The sequence below is a fragment of the Saccharopolyspora sp. NPDC045839 genome (genome assembly GCF_056431645.1).
In genome coordinates this window covers 50,732-66,349 of the sequence record NZ_JBWKKH010000026.1, presented here as the reverse complement: position 1 = coordinate 66,349, position 15,618 = coordinate 50,732, and the positions used below count along the sequence as shown (strand labels likewise).

Sequence of the window (15,618 nt, the reverse complement as noted above, 5' to 3'; positions counted from 1 at the left end):
GGTGCGGGTGCCCCTCGCTTGTCACCTAGATGGGTGGCGGATGGCGAATTGTCGCCGAGGCGGCGAACGGAGCGCGACGGTCGACCGGGCGCTACGTGAACTGGCTCCCAGCAGGGGGTGAAGCCGAGGTGAAGAAGCCCCCTTTTCGTGTCACGGGTATCACGGAACGCCCTCGTAGACTGGCCTTTCCCCACCCCGGCTTGCTTACGATGCTGGCGTGACCGCATTGGGCTACACCGCCCTGATCATCGGCGCGCTCGCACTGGGCGCGATCGGCGGCTTCGTCGCAGCTCGGGGATCCCGGCGCCGCGGCAGGCCCGAGGGCCCGACCGTCGCCGACCTCCTTCAGCGGCTGGTGCACACCAGTGACAGCGGCGTAGTCGTGCTCAACAAGTTCGGCGACGTGGTGCTGCACAACCCGCGGGCCGACGACCTCGGGCTCATCCGCGACCACCAGGCCGATCCGCGCGCCCGCAAGGCCGCCGAGCACGCCCTGCTGACCGGCGAATCCGTGCCCGTCGACCTCTCCCCGCTCAACCGCGCGGGCACCGCGCTGCGCGGCAGAGGCCCGGCCGCGGTGCTCGGCGAGGTGCGCCCGCTCGGCGACGGCTTCACCGTCGTCGACGCCGCCGACGAGTCCGACTCGGTCCGCCTGGAGGCCACCCGGCGCGACTTCGTCGCGAACGTCAGCCACGAGCTCAAGACGCCGGTCGGGGCGCTCGCGCTGCTCGCCGAGGCGGTGCTGGACGCCGCCGACGACGCCGAAGAGGTGCGGCGGTTCTCCAACAAGATCCTGCACGAGTCGACCCGGCTCGGGACGCTCGTCTCCGAGCTGATCGCGCTGTCCCGGCTGCAGGGCGCGGAGCGGCTGCCCGAGCTGACCACGGTCGGCGTCGACGCCGTGGTGGAGGAGGCGCTGGGCCGCAGCCGGCTGGCCGCCGAGTCCGCCGGCATCGAGATCGCCGTCGACGGGCCCACCGGTTACCTGCTGGACGGCGACCGGACGCTGCTGGTGACCGCGCTGAGCAACCTGATCAACAACGCCGTCTCGTACTCGCCGCCGGACAGCCCGGTGTCGATCAGCCGCCGGTTGTCCGGCGACTTCGTGGAGATCGCGGTCACCGACCGTGGCATCGGCATCGAACCCGAGTACCACGAGCGGGTGTTCGAGCGGTTCTTCCGGGTGGATCCGGCGCGGTCCCGCGCCACTGGCGGCACGGGTCTGGGCCTGGCGATCGTCAAGCACGTCGCCGCCAACCACGGCGGCGAGGTCAAGTTGTGGAGTCGCACCGGCACCGGCTCCACCTTCACACTTCGGGTGCCCAGGCACGGCACGACCGACGGCCAGCCGGCCGCAGCAGAGCCGGTGTCATCAGCGGATCGCGCGGGCAGTGCCGCCCGCTCGGCGACGGAGAGCGCGGACGGGGTCACAGCCGTCGAAACGGGAGGAGTGCGGTGACCAGGGTGCTGATCGTGGAGGACGAGGAGTCCTTCGCCGACCCACTTGCCTTCTTGCTGCGCAAGGAGGGCTTCACGGCGGCGGTGGCCGTCAACGGCCCGGAGGCGTTGGACGAGTTCGATCGCAACGGCGCGGACATCGTGCTGCTGGACCTGATGCTGCCGGGCATGAGCGGCACGGACGTGTGCAAGCAGCTGCGCCAGCGCTCCTCGGTCCCGGTGATCATGGTGACCGCCCGGGACAGCGAGATCGACAAGGTCGTGGGCCTGGAGCTCGGCGCCGACGACTACGTCACCAAGCCGTACTCGGCGCGGGAGCTGATCGCGCGGGTGCGCGCGGTGCTGCGCCGCCGCGGCGAGGCGGAGGAGCTGCAGCCGCAGGTGCTGGCGGCCGGGCCGGTGCGGATGGACGTGGAACGCCACGTGGTGACCGTGGACGGCGCCGACGTCAACCTGCCGCTGAAGGAGTTCGACCTGCTCGAATACCTGCTGCGCAACGTCGGCCGGGTGCTCACCCGCGGCCAGCTCATCGACCGGGTGTGGGGCGCCGACTACGTCGGCGACACCAAGACGCTGGACGTGCACGTCAAGCGGCTGCGCTCGAAGGTCGAGCCCGACCCGGCGGACCCGCGCTACCTGATCACGGTCCGCGGCCTCGGCTACAAGTTCGAGGGCTAGCCGCGGGCGGAGACGCCGCGCGATCGAGCCCCCGGAGCGGGCCCCTCGGGGGCCGCACCGGGGGCTCTTCCGCGCCGATCGGCCGAGCGCGCAGCGCCGACGACTGACCGATCGACCGAGGTCGGAGGGCCGATCGGCCAATCGGCGAACAGGGGTGCGAGCGGGCAATCTTGAACCGTGAACAACCCGATCCCCAACGCCACCGGACGCGCCCCCAGTGGTCGGATGACGTGCACTCAGCGTGACAGGCCTCTCTGGCCTCGTCCTCGACGGCGAGGTCGAGGCGTGATGTTGGCCGCGTGACCTGGCGCACTGATGCCCTGGTTGGCCAGGTCTGCGGTGTGCGCGAGGTGGGCCGGTAGGCCGTTTGCTGCCCCACCTCGCCCCCGGCCGCGTGCGCAGCCGGTAATTTGTCGGGCATGCGCCTAGGGGTGCTCGACGTCGGATCCAACACGGTCCACCTGCTGGTGGTGGACGCGCATCGTGGTGCCCATCCGACCCCGATGACATCGGAGAAGACCGTGCTGCGGCTGGCCGAGCGGATCGGCTCGCACGGCGGCCGACTCGCAGAGGAGGACGCCGCGGAGCTCGTCCGCACCGTCGCCGACGCGCAGGAGGCTGCCATCGCCGCAGGTTGCGAGGAGCTGATGGCCTTCGCGACCTCGGCGATCCGCGACGCGGAGAACGCCGCCGAAGTGCTGGCTCGGGTGCGCGCCGAGACCGGCATCGAGCTGGAGGTGCTGCCAGGCGAGGACGAGGCCCGGTTCACCTTCCTGGCGGCCCGCCGCTGGTACGGCTGGTCGGCGGGCAACCTGCTGATGCTCGACATCGGCGGCGGCTCGCTGGAGATGGCGGTCGGCATCGACGAGCAGCCGGACCTGGCGGTGTCGGTGCCGCTGGGTGCCGGGCGGCTGGCGCGCACGATGCTGCACGATCCGCCGACCCAGGACGAGGTGAAGAAGCTGCGCGATTGGCTGCAGGGGCAGCTGGCGCCCACCGCGAAGCGCTTCCGCAAGCTGGGGCGTCCCGATCGCGCGGTGGCCAGCTCGAAGACGTTCCGGTCGCTGGCCAGGCTGACCGGGGCGGCGCCGGCCTCGGCGGGACCGCGGGTGCCGCGCACGCTGACCGAGACCGGCCTGCGGCAGCTGCTCGCGTTCATCACCCGCATGTCGTCGGCCGACCTGGCCGCGCTCGACGGCGTGAGCGGCGCGCGGGCGCACCAGCTGGTGGGGGGCGCGCTGGTGGCCGAGGCCGCCATGCGAGCGCTGGGTCTGAAGGAACTCGACATCTGCCCCTGGGCGCTGCGGGAGGGTGTGATCCTGCGACGACTGGACCACACCAATGGAGACAGTCACACTGCCATTCAGGCCCGCGCAACACTGGGGCTCGCGGAGTCGGGGTCCGCGGACGGAACTGGACGCCAGACGCAGCACGGGGCACGGTGGGAGCAATGAGTCGGGACAGCGGGGCCGATCAGCCCACCCAGCGCACCGTTGCGGAGCTGCTGGCCGAATACGGCGGCAGCTCGCAGAAGAGTTCCCGCCGCCGGCGCCGCAGGGCCGAGGACCCGTCCGAAACCGCGCCGCAGGCGATCATCGAGCGAGTCCTGTCGGACAGCGGTCAGATGCGCGCCGTGCCGCCGGACGGCGAGCCGCCGCAGCGCCGCAGCCACCGTCCGGGCGCACCTAGCCCGGCCGCTCAGCCGCAGGCTCCACAAACATCCGCTCCGCAGCCTCCAGCCGCTCAGCAGTCGGTTCCACAAACACCCGCTCCGCAGCCTCCGGCCGCTCAGCAGCCCGCAGCTCCGCCACCGCCCGCAGCACCTGCCACGCCGCCTCCCGCTGCGCCTCCCGCGGCCTCGGAGCCAGCGGCGGAGGCGGCGGGCGCCGGCTACTGGGCTCAGCGGTTCACCAGCGCGGGCAAGGGCAAGGCGTCGCCGCCGGCTCCGCCGGAAGGCGATGCCGAGGCGACGATCCAGCAGCCCGCCTTGCGCCGGCCGGCGCCGCAGCAGGACGCGCCCCCGGCGCCGCCGAAGCCCACTCCGCAGGAGGGGCTCACGGAGCAGCTGCCGCGCGTCGCGGCAGCCAAGTCCGAGCCCGATCCGGAAGGCACCGCGGTGCTGGCCTACCCGCCTGCACCTGCACCCGCGCCTGCGCAGCAGCAGGAGGAGGAAGCGCCGGACGAGCCGGAGGACCCGTACGACTTCGACTCCTACGACGAACCCGAAGCCGAGTACGCCGAGGACGACTACGACCCCGAGCTGCCCGCGGGCCTGGACGCGGACGACTACCGCGACGGCGAACCCGACGACGAGCCCGTCTCCGCGGGCAAGGAGTGGGGCACGCTGGTGCTGCAAGGCGTCGGCGGCCTGGTCGGCGGCGGGCTGGTCTGGGTCGGGTTCCGCTGGTTGTGGGGTACGAACGCCCTCGCGGCGCTCGGTGCCGCGCTGGTGATCACCGGTCTGCTGGTGTTCATCGCGTGGAAGTTCTTGCGCACCAACGATCTGCAGACGATCCTGCTGGCGGTGCTGGTCGGCTTGTTCTGCACGGTGTCCCCGGCGGCACTGCTGCTTTTCAGCCACTCGTGACGCACCGGCGCGCGACCACCCATCCACCGTCGGTCATGCTTGGCAGGCGATGACAGTGCAACCGCCCCAGCGCGAGGAGGCACCCGGCCGGATCCCGGTCGGGTTGTCCAGCGCGTCGGTGTGGCCGCAGCCGGCCCGCGCGGCGTTCGAGATGGCCGCGGACCTCGGGTTCGACGGCGTCGAGGTGATGGTCTGGGCGGACGCGGTCAGCCAGGACGTCTCGGCGCTGCACCGGCTTTCCGAGCAGCACGGCGTGCCGATCCTGGCGGTTCATGCGCCGTGCCTGCTGATCACGCAGCGGGTCTGGTCGCCGGAGCCGGAGGAGCGGCTGCGGCGGTCCGTGGTGGTGGCCAGCGAGCTGGGCGCGCAGACAGTCGTCGTGCACCCGCCGTTCCGCTGGCAGCGCCGCTATGCGGAGGGATTCACCGAGCTGGTCGCGGAGCTGGAGGAGACCAGCGGGATCTCGATCGCCGTGGAGAACATGTTCCCGCTGCGCCCGCCGAGCACGCTGAACCGGTTGCGCGGCGGCAAGAGCAGCGGGCTGTCGGCGTTCAAGCCCTCGCCGGACCCGACGGAGGTCGGCTACCGCAACTACACGCTCGACCTGTCGCACGCCGCCGCGGCGCACGTGGACGCCATCGAGCTGCTGAAGCGGATGAAGGACGGCCTGGCGCACGTGCACCTGGCGGACGGCACCGGAGCGCCGCGGGACGAACACCTGGTGCCGGGGCAGGGCAACCAGCCGTGCGCGGAGGTGTGCGAGGCGCTGGCCGCCGACGGCTACCAGGGCGCGGTGGTCCTGGAGATCAACACCCGCAAGGCGCGCAATCCCCAGCAGCGCGCGGCATTGCTGTCCGAGGCGCTGCTGTTCGCCCGGCTGCACCTGGAGCCGCTGCGCGCGGGCTGACCGGTTTCTCCTGGTCAGGGTCCGGGCGCGGTTTTCCGCGCGATAGCCCGCAAAAATCGCGCGCGGGCGGCAGGCGCGACTAACCGATGCCTAGTGATCAACTTCTCCGAAGGTCACTAGAATCAGTGACCATGAACTCGTTGCGCGCATCGGTCGCCGAGCGCTTCCGACCGCTGGACCGCACGTGACGGAGGTCCTGGATCCCTTCGCGGCGGCCACTTCGGTGCGCCCGCTCGGCGATGGCACCTTCGTCGCCAACCTGCATCCCGACTGGGCCGTCGGAGAACGTCCGCACGGCGGCTATCTGCTCGCGCTTATGGCTCGCGCCCTCGGCGACGTGACCGGGCTCGCGCCGCTCTCGATCAGCGCCCAGTACCTGCGCCCGCCCCGGGTCGGCCCGGTGCTGGTCCGGACCGAGGTGCTCAAGGCCGGCAAGACGGTGACGGTCGCCCGCGCGCAGCTGGAGCAGAGCGGCCAGGCCTGCGTGGACGCCACGGTCACCCTCGGCAAGGTGCCCGAGTCGGAGCCCGAGTGGTCGGATCTGCCCGACATGCCGGTGAACCCGCCGTCGACCGCGATCGACCTCGCCGCCACCGAGGCCCGGAAGTTCTTCGCGCTGGCCCGGGTCTGCGACATGCGGCTGGACGCGAGCACCGCGGACTTCCTCAACGGCGGCACCGGCGAGCCGCGGCTGCGGCTGTGGGCCAAGCCCCGCGAGGCGCAGCCCGACCTGCTGTTCGGGCTGGTCGCGGGCGACCTGACGGTGCCGGTGACGCTGAACCTCGGCCGGTTCGGCTGGGCGCCGACGGTGCAGCTCACCGCCCTGCTGCGGGCCCAGCCGGCGAACGGCTGGCTGCGGATGGTGGTGGACTGCCGCGCGGTGCACGGCCAGTGGTTCGACGAGGACGTCATGGTGATCGACTCGGTCGGGCGCCTGATCTGCCAGGCCCGCCAACTCGCCCTGTCCCCCTGACCGTCCCCTGCCCCTCCGCAATTTCAATGGAAATCGGACCTTCGATTTCAATGGAACTTGCGGACCTCCGGTGTGTCGGACCCCGACACACCGGAGGTTGTGGACAACTCCCGCAATTTCAATGGAAATCGGACCTCTGATTTCCATTGAAATTGCGGACGACCCCGGACCCCGGACCCCGGTGCCGGGGACGGGGATGGGGGTGTGGGGTCAGGTGAGGCGGGTGACGTCGAGGCCGCCGTCGGCGTGCTGCTTGCGGAGGCGCTTCTTGTCGAACTTGCCGACGCTGGTCTTCGGCGCTTCCGGGATGAACGTCCAGTACTCCGGCACCTGCCACTTCGCCACCTCGCCCGCGAGGAAGTCGCGCAGCTCGGCCGCGTCCACCTGCTGACCGTCGCGGAGCACCACCGCGACCAGCGGCCGCTCGGACCACTTCTCGTCCGGCACGCCGATGACCATCGCCTCGGCCACCGCCGGATGGCCCATCACCTTGTTCTCCAGGTCGACCGACGAGATCCACTCGCCGCCCGACTTGATCACGTCCTTGGCCCGGTCCGTCAGCTGCACGAACCCGTCCGGCGTGATGAACCCCACGTCCCCGGTGCGCAGCCAGCCGTCGTGGAACTTCTCCGGATCGTCGTCGCCGTAGTACGCCCCGGCGATCCACGGCCCGCGGACCTCCAGCTCGCCGACGCTCTCGCCGTCCCACGGCAGCACCGTGCCGTCGTCGCCCACCAGCCGGCCCTGCACGCCGGCGGGCAGGCGCCCCTGGCTGGCGCGGTAGGTCCAGCGCTGCTCGTCGGTGACGCCTTCCGGCGGCCGGGCCACGCTGCCCAGCGGCGACGTCTCGGTCATGCCCCAGGCGTGCAGCACCGAGATGTCGTACTTCTCGTCGAACGCCTTCATCAGCGACGGCGGGCACGCCGCGCCGCCGACCACGACCTCGCGCAGCGAGGACACGTCGTGCGGGTCGGCCTCGAGGTGCTGCAGCACGCCCTGCCAGATCGTCGGCACCGCCGCGGCCATCGTCGGGCGCTCCGCCTCGATCATCTTCAGCAGCGGTTCGGGCTGCAGGAACCGGTCCGGCATGATCATCGACGCGCCGACCATGAACGCCGCGTACGGCAGGCCCCACGACATCGCGTGGAACATCGGCACCACGGCCAGCGACCGGTCCGCCTGCGACAGGGCCATCCCGTCGGTCATGCACACCTGCATCGAGTGCAGGTAGATCGACCGGTGCGAGTAGACGACGCCCTTCGGGTTGGCGGTGGTGCCGGAGGTGTAGCACATGGCGGCGGCCGAGCGTTCGTCGATCTCCGGCCAGTCGAACTCCTCCGGTCGCCCGGCCAGCAGTTCCTCGTAGTCGTGCACCGCCACCCCGGCCGGCGCCTCCAGCGCGGCCTTGGCACCGCCGGTGACGATCACGTGCCGCACCGTCTTCAGCTCCGGCAGCAGCTTCTGGAACAGCGGCAGCAGCGTCCCGTCGACCAGCACGACCTGGTCCTCGGCGTGGTTGGCGACGTAGACGAGCTGCTCGGGGAACAACCGGATGTTCAGGGTGTGCAGCACGGCGCCCATCGACGGAACCGCGAAGTACGCCTCCAAGTGCTCGGCGTTGTTCCACATGAACGTGCCGACGCGCTCGTCGCCGGTCACGCCGAGGCCGCGCAGCGCGTGTGCCAGCTGCGCGGTCCGGCGGCCCACCTCCGCGAAGCTGCGGCGCCGCGCCCCGTCGCCGGTCCAGGTCACGACTTCCGCGGACGCGCCGTGCGGCCCGCTGCCCTGCTGGAGGATCCGAGCGATCGAGAGCGGGCCGTCCTGCATCGTGCTGAACATGATCAGAGCTCCTTTGGGCTGGTCATTCAGGCGCGAAAGATCGCTCGGCCGTGGCGGGCACTGTGGTGGCAGACACAGTAGCGGCTGGAATCGGCCTTCGGGAGGGTCGGCCACGCAGCGTGGTCTGGCACCCTGAGCGGCATGACGACGATCGCCGTACTCGGAGCCGGAAAGATCGGGGAATCCCTGCTGTCGGGGCTGCTGAAGGCGGGGCGCGCCCCGTCGGACCTGCTGTTCACCGAGCGGTTCCCGACGCGCGCGGAGGAGCTGACCAAGACCTACGGCGTCACGCACGTCGACGTGGCCGGTGCCGTGCAGCGCGCGGACGTCATCGTCGTCGCCGTCAAGCCGCAGGACATCGAGCCGCTGCTGGACGAGATGGCGCCGAACCTGCCCGGCGGCAAGCTCGTGGTGTCGCTGTGCGCGGGCCTGCCGACGAAGCTGTTCGAGCGCCGGTTGCCCGAGAACACCGCGGTCGTCCGGGTCATGCCGAACACCCCGATGCTGGTCGGCGAGGCGATGAGCGCGATCTCCGGCGGCGCGCACGCCTCGGACGCGGACCTGGCGCTGGTCGAGGATCTGCTCGGCAGCGTCGGCAAGGTCGCGCGAGTGCCCGAGAGCCAGCAGGACGCGGTGACGGCGCTGTCCGGCTCAGGCCCGGCGTACTTCTTCTACCTGGTCGAAGCCATGATCGACGCCGGCATCCTGCTGGGCATCCCGCGGGCCACCGCCGCGGACCTGATCGTCCAGTCCGCGGTCGGCGCGGCGGCGATGCTCCGCGAGGGCGGCGGCCATCCCGTGATGCTGCGCGAGGCGGTCACCTCCCCGGCGGGCACGACCATCGCGGGCATCCGCGAGCTCGAGAAGCACGGCGTGCGCGCGGCGCTCATCGACGCCATCGAAGCGGCCCGCGACCGGTCCGTCGAGCTCGGCAAGGCCCACGAGACCGACGAGCCCGCCTGACGCTGGCACCTGGCCTGCGTGCGAGAAGCGCCGTTTTCGCGCGAAAACGGCGCTCACCACGCCTGCGGGGTGACGGTTTCGCGCGAAAACGGCGCTCGCTCCGCGCGACCTCTCGGCGGCCACGCCGCTTTGGTGCGAACTACTCAGGGCCAAGGGGGACGTTCGTCCATCGCAGGTGTCCCGTGTGTCCCGCTACTCTCGATAGAGCACGTGCGTGAGGTTTCCGTCGGAGGGGAAGCCGACGGCGCGACACGTGCCGAAGGGCACGGTGAAGCATGTCTGCGAACTCCGAACCCAGCCAACAGGCGCCGCCGAGCATGGGTCAGGTGCGGTTCCTCACCGTCGCAGAGGTCGCAAAGCTGATGCGGGTGTCGAAGATGACGGTCTACCGGCTCGTGCACGCGGGCGAGCTGCCCGCGGCACGGGTGGGGCGTTCGTTTCGGGTTGCCGAGAAGGACGTCCACGCGTACCTGGAAAGCGCCTACTACAACGCGGGCTGAGACGGCCCGGCCGACCGTTTGCGCAGGTGACCGGCCGCGAGCCCGACGGACGGCCGATGGCGGCCCGGACGGCTCGCGCGCCCGGCCGGCGGTGCCCGGCGTCGTTTCGAGGACCACGGCGGAAGGCCTCGAGACCTGCGGGTAAAGTTTTGGGTTGGTCGTGCCAGGTGTGCGTGCTCATGCGGCTGCACCGGTGCGGGAGACGTTCGAACTGCCGTCAAGAGTGAAGGAGTCCGCATGGGCTCGGTCATCAAGAAGCGCCGTAAGCGCATGTCCAAGAAGAAGCACCGCAAGCTGCTCCGCAAGACGCGCGTTCAGCGTCGCAAGTTGGGCAAGTGACCTGCGCACCGCCGCCGGCCGATGGTCGGCGGCGGTTGTTTTTTGCCGGTCGCCCGGTGCGCGCGGCCGACTCGTTCGGGTAACCCGAACGCCGCGGTGAGCGGCGCATTCGGCGGTAGCATCGCAGTCGGCGAGCGTGCCGGAGAGCCAGGGAGACACAGTGGGCCCGAATGTCGTGCTGGTGACGGGGGTCAGCCGGTTCCTGGGCGGGCACCTCGCCGCGCGGCTGGCGGCCGATCCCTCGGTGCAGCGGGTCCTCGGCGTCGACACCGTGCAGCCCGGCCGCGATCTGCTGCGGCGGATGGGGCGCACCGAGTTCGTCCGCGCCGACATCCGGAACCCGCTGATCAGCAAGGTCATCGCGAACGCCCAGGTCGACACCGTGGTGCACGCGGCGGTCAACTCCCACTCCGGGCCCGGCGGACGGGCCACGACGAAGGAGATGAACGTCATCGGCACCATGCAGCTGCTGGCCGCCTGCCAGCAGTCGCCGCAGGTGCGCAAGGTGGTGGTCCGGTCGACCTGCGCGGTCTACGGGTCGAGCTCGCGGGACCCGGCGGTGTTCACCGAGGAGATGGAGCCCAAGGACCTGCCGTCGTCCGGCTACGCGAAGGACGCGGTGGAGATCGAGGGCTACGTGCGGGGCTTCGGCCGGCGGCGGCCCGACGTGGACATCACCACGCTGCGCTTCAGCAACCTGATCGGCCCGCGCATCGACGCCGTGCTGGCCCGCTACTTCGCGCTGCCGGTGGTGCCGACCGTGCTCGGGTTCGACGCGCGGCTGCAGATGCTGCACTCCGAGGACGCGCTGGCGGTGCTGGAGCGGGCGACGATGATGGACCGGCCCGGCGTGTTCAACGTGGCCGGTGACGGCGTGCTGATGCTCTCGCAGGCGATCCGGCGCGCCGGGCGCGTCGCGATGCCGCTGCCGAGCACGGCGGTGCTGCCGCTGGCCCAGTTCTTCCGCAGCGCCCGGCTGGTCGACTTCTCGCCAGAGCAGCTGCGATACCTCAACTTCGGCCGGGTGCTGGACACCACGAGGCTCCGCGAGGAGTTCGGGTTCACCCCGCGCTGGACCACCCAGCAGGCGTTCGACGACTTCGTGCGCGGCCGGGGCCTGCGGCCGGTGGTCGACAAGGAGAACATCCTGGCGCTGGAGCGCGGCGCCGGGGACCTGCTGGCGAAGCTGCGGTGACGGAGGCGGCATGAGCGACGGTCGCGCCCGACCGGGTGCGGGGGCGTGATGGCGGATGCGCAGGTGATCCCGCTGCGCGCGGCGGACCGGGAGCAGCTGGAGGCCGCGAAACCGCCGGAACCCGGCTGGGAGGACGCCGTCATCGACGCGCTGGCGTTCGCCCGCCGGCGGTTGCTCGGCGACTACCAGGTCGACGAGTTCGGCTTCGACCAGGAGCTGACCGACGAGGTGTTCCTCCGGCTCCTGCGACCGGTCTACGAGAAGTGGTTCCGGGTCGAGGTGATCGGCGGCCACCACGTGCCCGTCGACCGCGGAGCGCTGGTGGTGGCCAACCACTCCGGCACGCTGCCGTGGGACGCGCTGATGACCACGGTTGCGCTGCACGACCACGTCCAGGCGCCCCGGCACCTGCGGATGCTCGGCGCCGACCTGGTGTTCTCGATGCCGGTGCTCGGCCCGCTGGCCCGCAAGGCCGGGCACACGCTGGCCTGCAACCCGGACGCGGAGCGGTTGCTGACCAACGGCGAGCTGGTCGGGGTGTGGCCGGAGGGTTTCAAGGGCATCGGGAAGTCGTTCAAGGACCGGTACAAGCTGCAGCGCTTCGGGCGCGGCGGGTTCGTCTCGGCCGCGCTGCGCACCGGCGCGCCGATCGTGCCCTGCTCGATCGTCGGCGCCGAGGAGATCTACCCGAAGCTGGCGGACATCAAGCCGCTGGCGCGGTTGCTCGGCGTGCCGTACTTCCCGGTCACGCCGTTCTTCCCGCACTTCGGGCTGCTGGGGGCGGTGCCGCTGCCGTCGAAGTGGTACATCGAGTTCGGCGAGCCGATCGAGACCTCGTCGTTCCCGGAGGGCGCGGCGGACGACCCGATGCTGGTGTTCAGCCTCAGCGACCAGGTCCGCGAGATCATCCAGCAGACCCTCTACCGCCTGCTCTCCCAACGCACCAACGTCTTCCTCGGCTGACCGGCGGTTTCAAATGAGGTTTTTCCAGCCTCGTTTTGCGTGGCGGTGCGGGTAGCGGCCCCCTGCGGGAGTTACAGCGTCCGCCTGGTCTGTGGGTGCCCAGCCTTATGTATGCCAATACACGGCGGCTGGGCCGTCCTCGCCAGGCGAACGCTGAGAACCCGCGGCGGTGCCGGTGTCGTAGGTGGGCTATGCGCCTGCGGCGCATGCGACACCCCATCGACGTGCAGCTGTGCGGCCCGCGGCTGCGGACCGATCAGGATGAAAAACGCTCACTTGAAACTGCGCTCCCGCCTGGCCGGGTGCGTCGGTGGTCTGCCGGTTTCAATTGAAACCGCGGCCTCCCCGACGCGGTGCGTCGCGCGGGATTGTAAGGCGGTCGTCGGGTCGGTGCCGCGTTGCGGCGTGGGCCGTCCGTTGTTCTATTTGTGCTGGTGAACGTGCTTTTCCGTGAGGTCGAACGCGGAAATCCGGACAGTTGCCAGACGAAGCGGACGGTGCGTGATGAGCTACCCCTCGACCTTCGGCTCCCAGGATCCCTTCGCGGATCTGCTCAACAGGTTCTTCGGCATGTCGCCGATGACGTCGCCGCCCGCCGTGCAGCGAGTGCCGATCGGCCGGCTGCTCAGCGAATCCGCCACCGAGCTGATCGGCAAGGCGTCCGAGCGCGCGAAGCAGGACGGCAGCGACGACCTGGACACCGAACACCTGCTGTGGGCGGCGACGCAGGTGGAGCCGTCCCGCAGCCTGCTGGTCCAGGCCGGGGCGGAGCCGGACCACCTCGCCTCGCGGATCGCCGAGGCGCTGCCCGGCGCCAGCGCCGAGCCCTCGGCGAGCCCGGGGCTGACGCCCGCCGCGAAGCGCGCGCTGATCGGCGCGCACGCGCGGTCCCAGGCGGCGGAGAAGTCCTACATCGGGCCCGAGCACATCCTGGCCGCCCTGCTCGACGATCCGGACTCGGCGGCGGTCGAGCTGCTGGACTCCTACGAGATCAACACCCGCAAGCTCCGCGACCGGGTCGACCGCGCCGCGACCACCGACAACATCCCCACGACCGCGGGCAGTGACACCCCGACGCTGGACGAGTACAGCCGGGACCTCACGGAAGAGGCCCGCGCGGGCAAGCTGGACCTGGTCGTCGGGCGCGCCGACGAGATCGAGCAGACCGTGGAGATCCTTTCCCGGCGCAGCAAGAACAATCCCGTGCTCATCGGCGAACCCGGCGTCGGCAAGACCGCGATCGTCGAGGGGCTGGCGCAGCGCGTCATCGCCGGCGACGTCCCGGAAACGCTGCAGGACAAGCGGGTTCTCGCGCTCGACATGACCGGCCTGGTGGCCGGCGCGCAGTACCGCGGCGAGTTCGAGCAGCGGCTGAAGAAGGTGATCGACGAGGTCCGCGCCGCCGAGGGCTCGGTGATCCTGTTCATCGACGAGATGCACACCATCGTCGGTGCCGGGGCCGGCGGCGAGAGCAGCATGGACGCGGGCAACATCCTCAAACCCGCGCTGTCCCGGGGAGAACTGCACGTCATCGGGGCCACCACGATCGACGAGTACCGCAAGCACGTGGAGAAGGACGCCGCGCTGGAACGCCGGTTCCAGCCGGTCCTGATCGCGGAACCCACCGTCGAGGAGACCATCCAGATCCTGCAGGGCTTGCGCGACTCCTACGAGGCGCACCACGGCGTCCGCTTCTCCGACGAGGCGCTCTCCTCGGCCGCCACCCTCTCCGACCGCTACATCAGCGACCGCTACCTGCCGGACAAGGCCATCGACCTGATGGACCAGGCGGGCGCGCGGGTGCGGCTGCGGTCGGTCAGCCGCAGCGGCGACGTCCGGGCGCGCGAGGACCGGATGGCCAAGCTGCGCCGGGAGAAGGACCAGGCCGTCGACGCCGAGGACTACGACCGGGCCCGCGAGCTCAAGGAGCAGATCGAGGACTTGGAAGGGGAGATCGCCGGGATCAGGGAGCGGCGCGAAGGCGTCGCGGACGTGACGACCCAGGACATCGCGGAGGTGCTGTCGAAGCGCACCGGCATCCCCGTCGCGCAGCTGACCGAGGACGAGAAGCACCGCCTGCTGCGGCTGGAGGAGGCCCTGCACGAGCGGGTCGTCGGCCAGGACGAGGCGGTCCTGGCGGTGGCGGAGGCGGTCCGCCGCAACCGGGCCGGGATGGCGCACCCGGACCGGCCCATCGGGTCGTTCCTGTTCCTGGGGCCGACCGGCGTCGGCAAGACCGAGCTGGCGAAGGCGCTCGCGGAGCTGATGTTCGGCGACGAGCACAAGCTGATCCGCTTCGACATGAGCGAGTTCCAGGAGAAGCACACCGTGTCCCGGCTGGTCGGCGCCCCGCCCGGCTACGTCGGCTACGAAGAGGCCGGGCAGCTGACCGAGAAGGTCCGCAGGCAGCCCTACAGCGTGCTGCTGTTCGACGAGATCGAGAAGGCGCACCGGGACGTGTTCAACACGCTGCTGCAGGTGCTCGACGACGGCCGGCTGACCGACGCCCAGGGCCGCACCGTGGACTTCCGCAACACCGTGGTGATCATGACGAGCAACGTGGGCGCCCAGCGGATCCTGGCCCACGAGGGCGATGTGGACGGCATCCGCGACGAGCTGATGGACGACCTGCACGCGAAGTTCGCGCCGGAGTTCCTCAACCGCATCGACGAGACGATCGTCTTCCACCGGCTGACCGAGGACGACCTGTCGCAGATCGTCGACCTGATGCTGGACCGCAGCCGCCGCCTGCTGCGCGCCCAGGAGATCGACCTGGAGGTCACCGAGGCGGCCAAGAAGTGGCTGACCCGGCGCGGGTTCAAGCCGGAGTTCGGGGCGCGGCCGCTGCTGCGCACCATCCAGACGCAGCTGGACAACCGGATCTCCAAGCTGCTGCTGCGCGGCGAGGTCCAGCCGGGCGACACGATCCTCGCCTCGATCGAGGACGACGAGCTGATCTGCACCCTGGCCCGGCCGCACGAAGCGGACGTCCCGCAGCAGGCCGGGGACAAGGCGCCCGAATCGAGCAAGGTCTGAGCTCGGTGGGGCTCTTTGGGGAGCTCGTGCAACGCGGCGATTTCGCGCGAAATCACCGCTGCCCCCACCACGCCCGGGACGGCTTCCACAACACCCGGCATCGCCGTTGCCCGGCCGAACGCGGCGATGACACCCGGAGCGGTGGTCTGGGCGGTTCGGAAGTGCGCCGGTTCGAATCCC

Annotated in this window: 13 protein-coding genes; 12 read left to right on the top strand and 1 reads right to left on the bottom strand. The window is 70.9% G+C overall.

The window, feature by feature from the left end:
• Window positions 1-217 precede the first annotated feature (217 nt).
• From AC07EQ_RS30100 to AC07EQ_RS30075, 6 genes are all read left to right on the top strand, one after another.
• Window positions 218-1,459: a sensor histidine kinase gene (locus AC07EQ_RS30100; RefSeq protein ID WP_478391240.1), complete on the top strand. Its 1,242-nt coding sequence runs from the start codon at window positions 218-220 to the stop codon at window positions 1,457-1,459.
• Window positions 1,456-2,136 (top strand): response regulator, encoded by a 681-nt coding sequence (locus tag AC07EQ_RS30095; protein WP_478391239.1) that lies wholly within the window; start codon window positions 1,456-1,458, stop codon window positions 2,134-2,136. The genes AC07EQ_RS30100 and AC07EQ_RS30095 overlap by 4 nt, the downstream gene beginning before the upstream one ends.
• Before the next feature lie 419 nt (window positions 2,137-2,555).
• A complete protein-coding gene (locus AC07EQ_RS30090) occupies window positions 2,556-3,590 on the top strand; it encodes a Ppx/GppA family phosphatase (protein WP_132495361.1) in 1,035 nt (344 codons plus the stop codon).
• On the top strand, window positions 3,587-4,723 hold the full coding sequence (locus AC07EQ_RS30085) for a hypothetical protein (protein WP_478391238.1): 1,137 nt from the start codon (window positions 3,587-3,589) through the stop codon (window positions 4,721-4,723). Before AC07EQ_RS30090 ends, AC07EQ_RS30085 begins: the two co-directional genes overlap by 4 nt.
• Window positions 4,724-4,772: 49 nt before the next feature.
• A complete protein-coding gene (locus tag AC07EQ_RS30080; protein WP_478391237.1) occupies window positions 4,773-5,630 on the top strand; it encodes a sugar phosphate isomerase/epimerase family protein in 858 nt (285 codons plus the stop codon).
• Between the two features lie 184 nt (window positions 5,631-5,814).
• Complete coding sequence (locus AC07EQ_RS30075) at window positions 5,815-6,603, top strand: thioesterase family protein (protein WP_478391236.1); 789 nt, start codon at window positions 5,815-5,817, stop codon at window positions 6,601-6,603.
• A gap of 210 nt (window positions 6,604-6,813) precedes the next feature.
• Here the strand turns inward: AC07EQ_RS30075 and AC07EQ_RS30070 are convergent, their stop codons facing one another.
• Window positions 6,814-8,442 (bottom strand): long-chain fatty acid--CoA ligase, encoded by a 1,629-nt coding sequence (locus AC07EQ_RS30070; protein ID WP_478391235.1) that lies wholly within the window; start codon window positions 8,440-8,442, stop codon window positions 6,814-6,816.
• A 141-nt stretch (window positions 8,443-8,583) separates the two neighbouring features.
• Here AC07EQ_RS30070 and proC point away from each other — a divergent pair, with 141 nt between their 5' ends.
• From proC to AC07EQ_RS30040, 6 genes are all read left to right on the top strand, one after another.
• Window positions 8,584-9,405, top strand: a complete 822-nt coding sequence (gene proC / locus AC07EQ_RS30065) for a pyrroline-5-carboxylate reductase (RefSeq protein ID WP_478391234.1) — start codon at window positions 8,584-8,586, stop codon at window positions 9,403-9,405.
• A 275-nt stretch (window positions 9,406-9,680) separates the two neighbouring features.
• Window positions 9,681-9,905 (top strand): helix-turn-helix domain-containing protein, encoded by a 225-nt coding sequence (locus tag AC07EQ_RS30060; protein ID WP_029535864.1) that lies wholly within the window; start codon window positions 9,681-9,683, stop codon window positions 9,903-9,905.
• A gap of 237 nt (window positions 9,906-10,142) precedes the next feature.
• Window positions 10,143-10,244, top strand: a complete 102-nt coding sequence (locus AC07EQ_RS30055) for a 30S ribosomal protein bS22 (protein WP_010241351.1) — start codon at window positions 10,143-10,145, stop codon at window positions 10,242-10,244.
• Between the two features lie 160 nt (window positions 10,245-10,404).
• The gene (locus tag AC07EQ_RS30050; protein ID WP_478391233.1) at window positions 10,405-11,439 is read left to right on the top strand and encodes an NAD-dependent epimerase/dehydratase family protein; all 1,035 of its coding nucleotides are present in this window, start codon (window positions 10,405-10,407) and stop codon (window positions 11,437-11,439) included.
• 48 nt (window positions 11,440-11,487) lie between these two features.
• Window positions 11,488-12,402 carry a lysophospholipid acyltransferase family protein gene (locus AC07EQ_RS30045; protein ID WP_478391232.1) on the top strand — a complete coding sequence of 305 codons (915 nt, stop codon included), beginning with the start codon at window positions 11,488-11,490 and terminating at the stop codon, window positions 12,400-12,402.
• 504 nt (window positions 12,403-12,906) lie between these two features.
• A complete protein-coding gene (locus tag AC07EQ_RS30040) occupies window positions 12,907-15,438 on the top strand; it encodes an ATP-dependent Clp protease ATP-binding subunit (RefSeq protein ID WP_478391231.1) in 2,532 nt (843 codons plus the stop codon).
• The last annotated feature ends 180 nt before the right edge of the window (window positions 15,439-15,618 follow it).

Bases quoted from the DNA above. Each gene is read 5' to 3' on its own strand.
- AC07EQ_RS30045 (WP_478391232.1), top strand. From the start codon at position 11,488: ATGGCGGATGCGCAGGTGATCCCGCTGCGCGCGGCGGACCGGGAGCAG.
- AC07EQ_RS30060 (WP_029535864.1), top strand. From the start codon at position 9,681: ATGTCTGCGAACTCCGAACCCAGCCAACAGGCGCCGCCGAGCATGGGT.
- AC07EQ_RS30070 (WP_478391235.1), bottom strand. From the start codon at position 8,442: ATGTTCAGCACGATGCAGGACGGCCCGCTCTCGATCGCTCGGATCCTC.
- proC (WP_478391234.1), top strand. From the start codon at position 8,584: ATGACGACGATCGCCGTACTCGGAGCCGGAAAGATCGGGGAATCCCTG.
- AC07EQ_RS30080 (WP_478391237.1), top strand. From the start codon at position 4,773: ATGACAGTGCAACCGCCCCAGCGCGAGGAGGCACCCGGCCGGATCCCG.
- AC07EQ_RS30055 (WP_010241351.1), top strand. From the start codon at position 10,143: ATGGGCTCGGTCATCAAGAAGCGCCGTAAGCGCATGTCCAAGAAGAAG.
- AC07EQ_RS30085 (WP_478391238.1), top strand. From the start codon at position 3,587: ATGAGTCGGGACAGCGGGGCCGATCAGCCCACCCAGCGCACCGTTGCG.
- AC07EQ_RS30090 (WP_132495361.1), top strand. From the start codon at position 2,556: ATGCGCCTAGGGGTGCTCGACGTCGGATCCAACACGGTCCACCTGCTG.
- AC07EQ_RS30040 (WP_478391231.1), top strand. From the start codon at position 12,907: ATGAGCTACCCCTCGACCTTCGGCTCCCAGGATCCCTTCGCGGATCTG.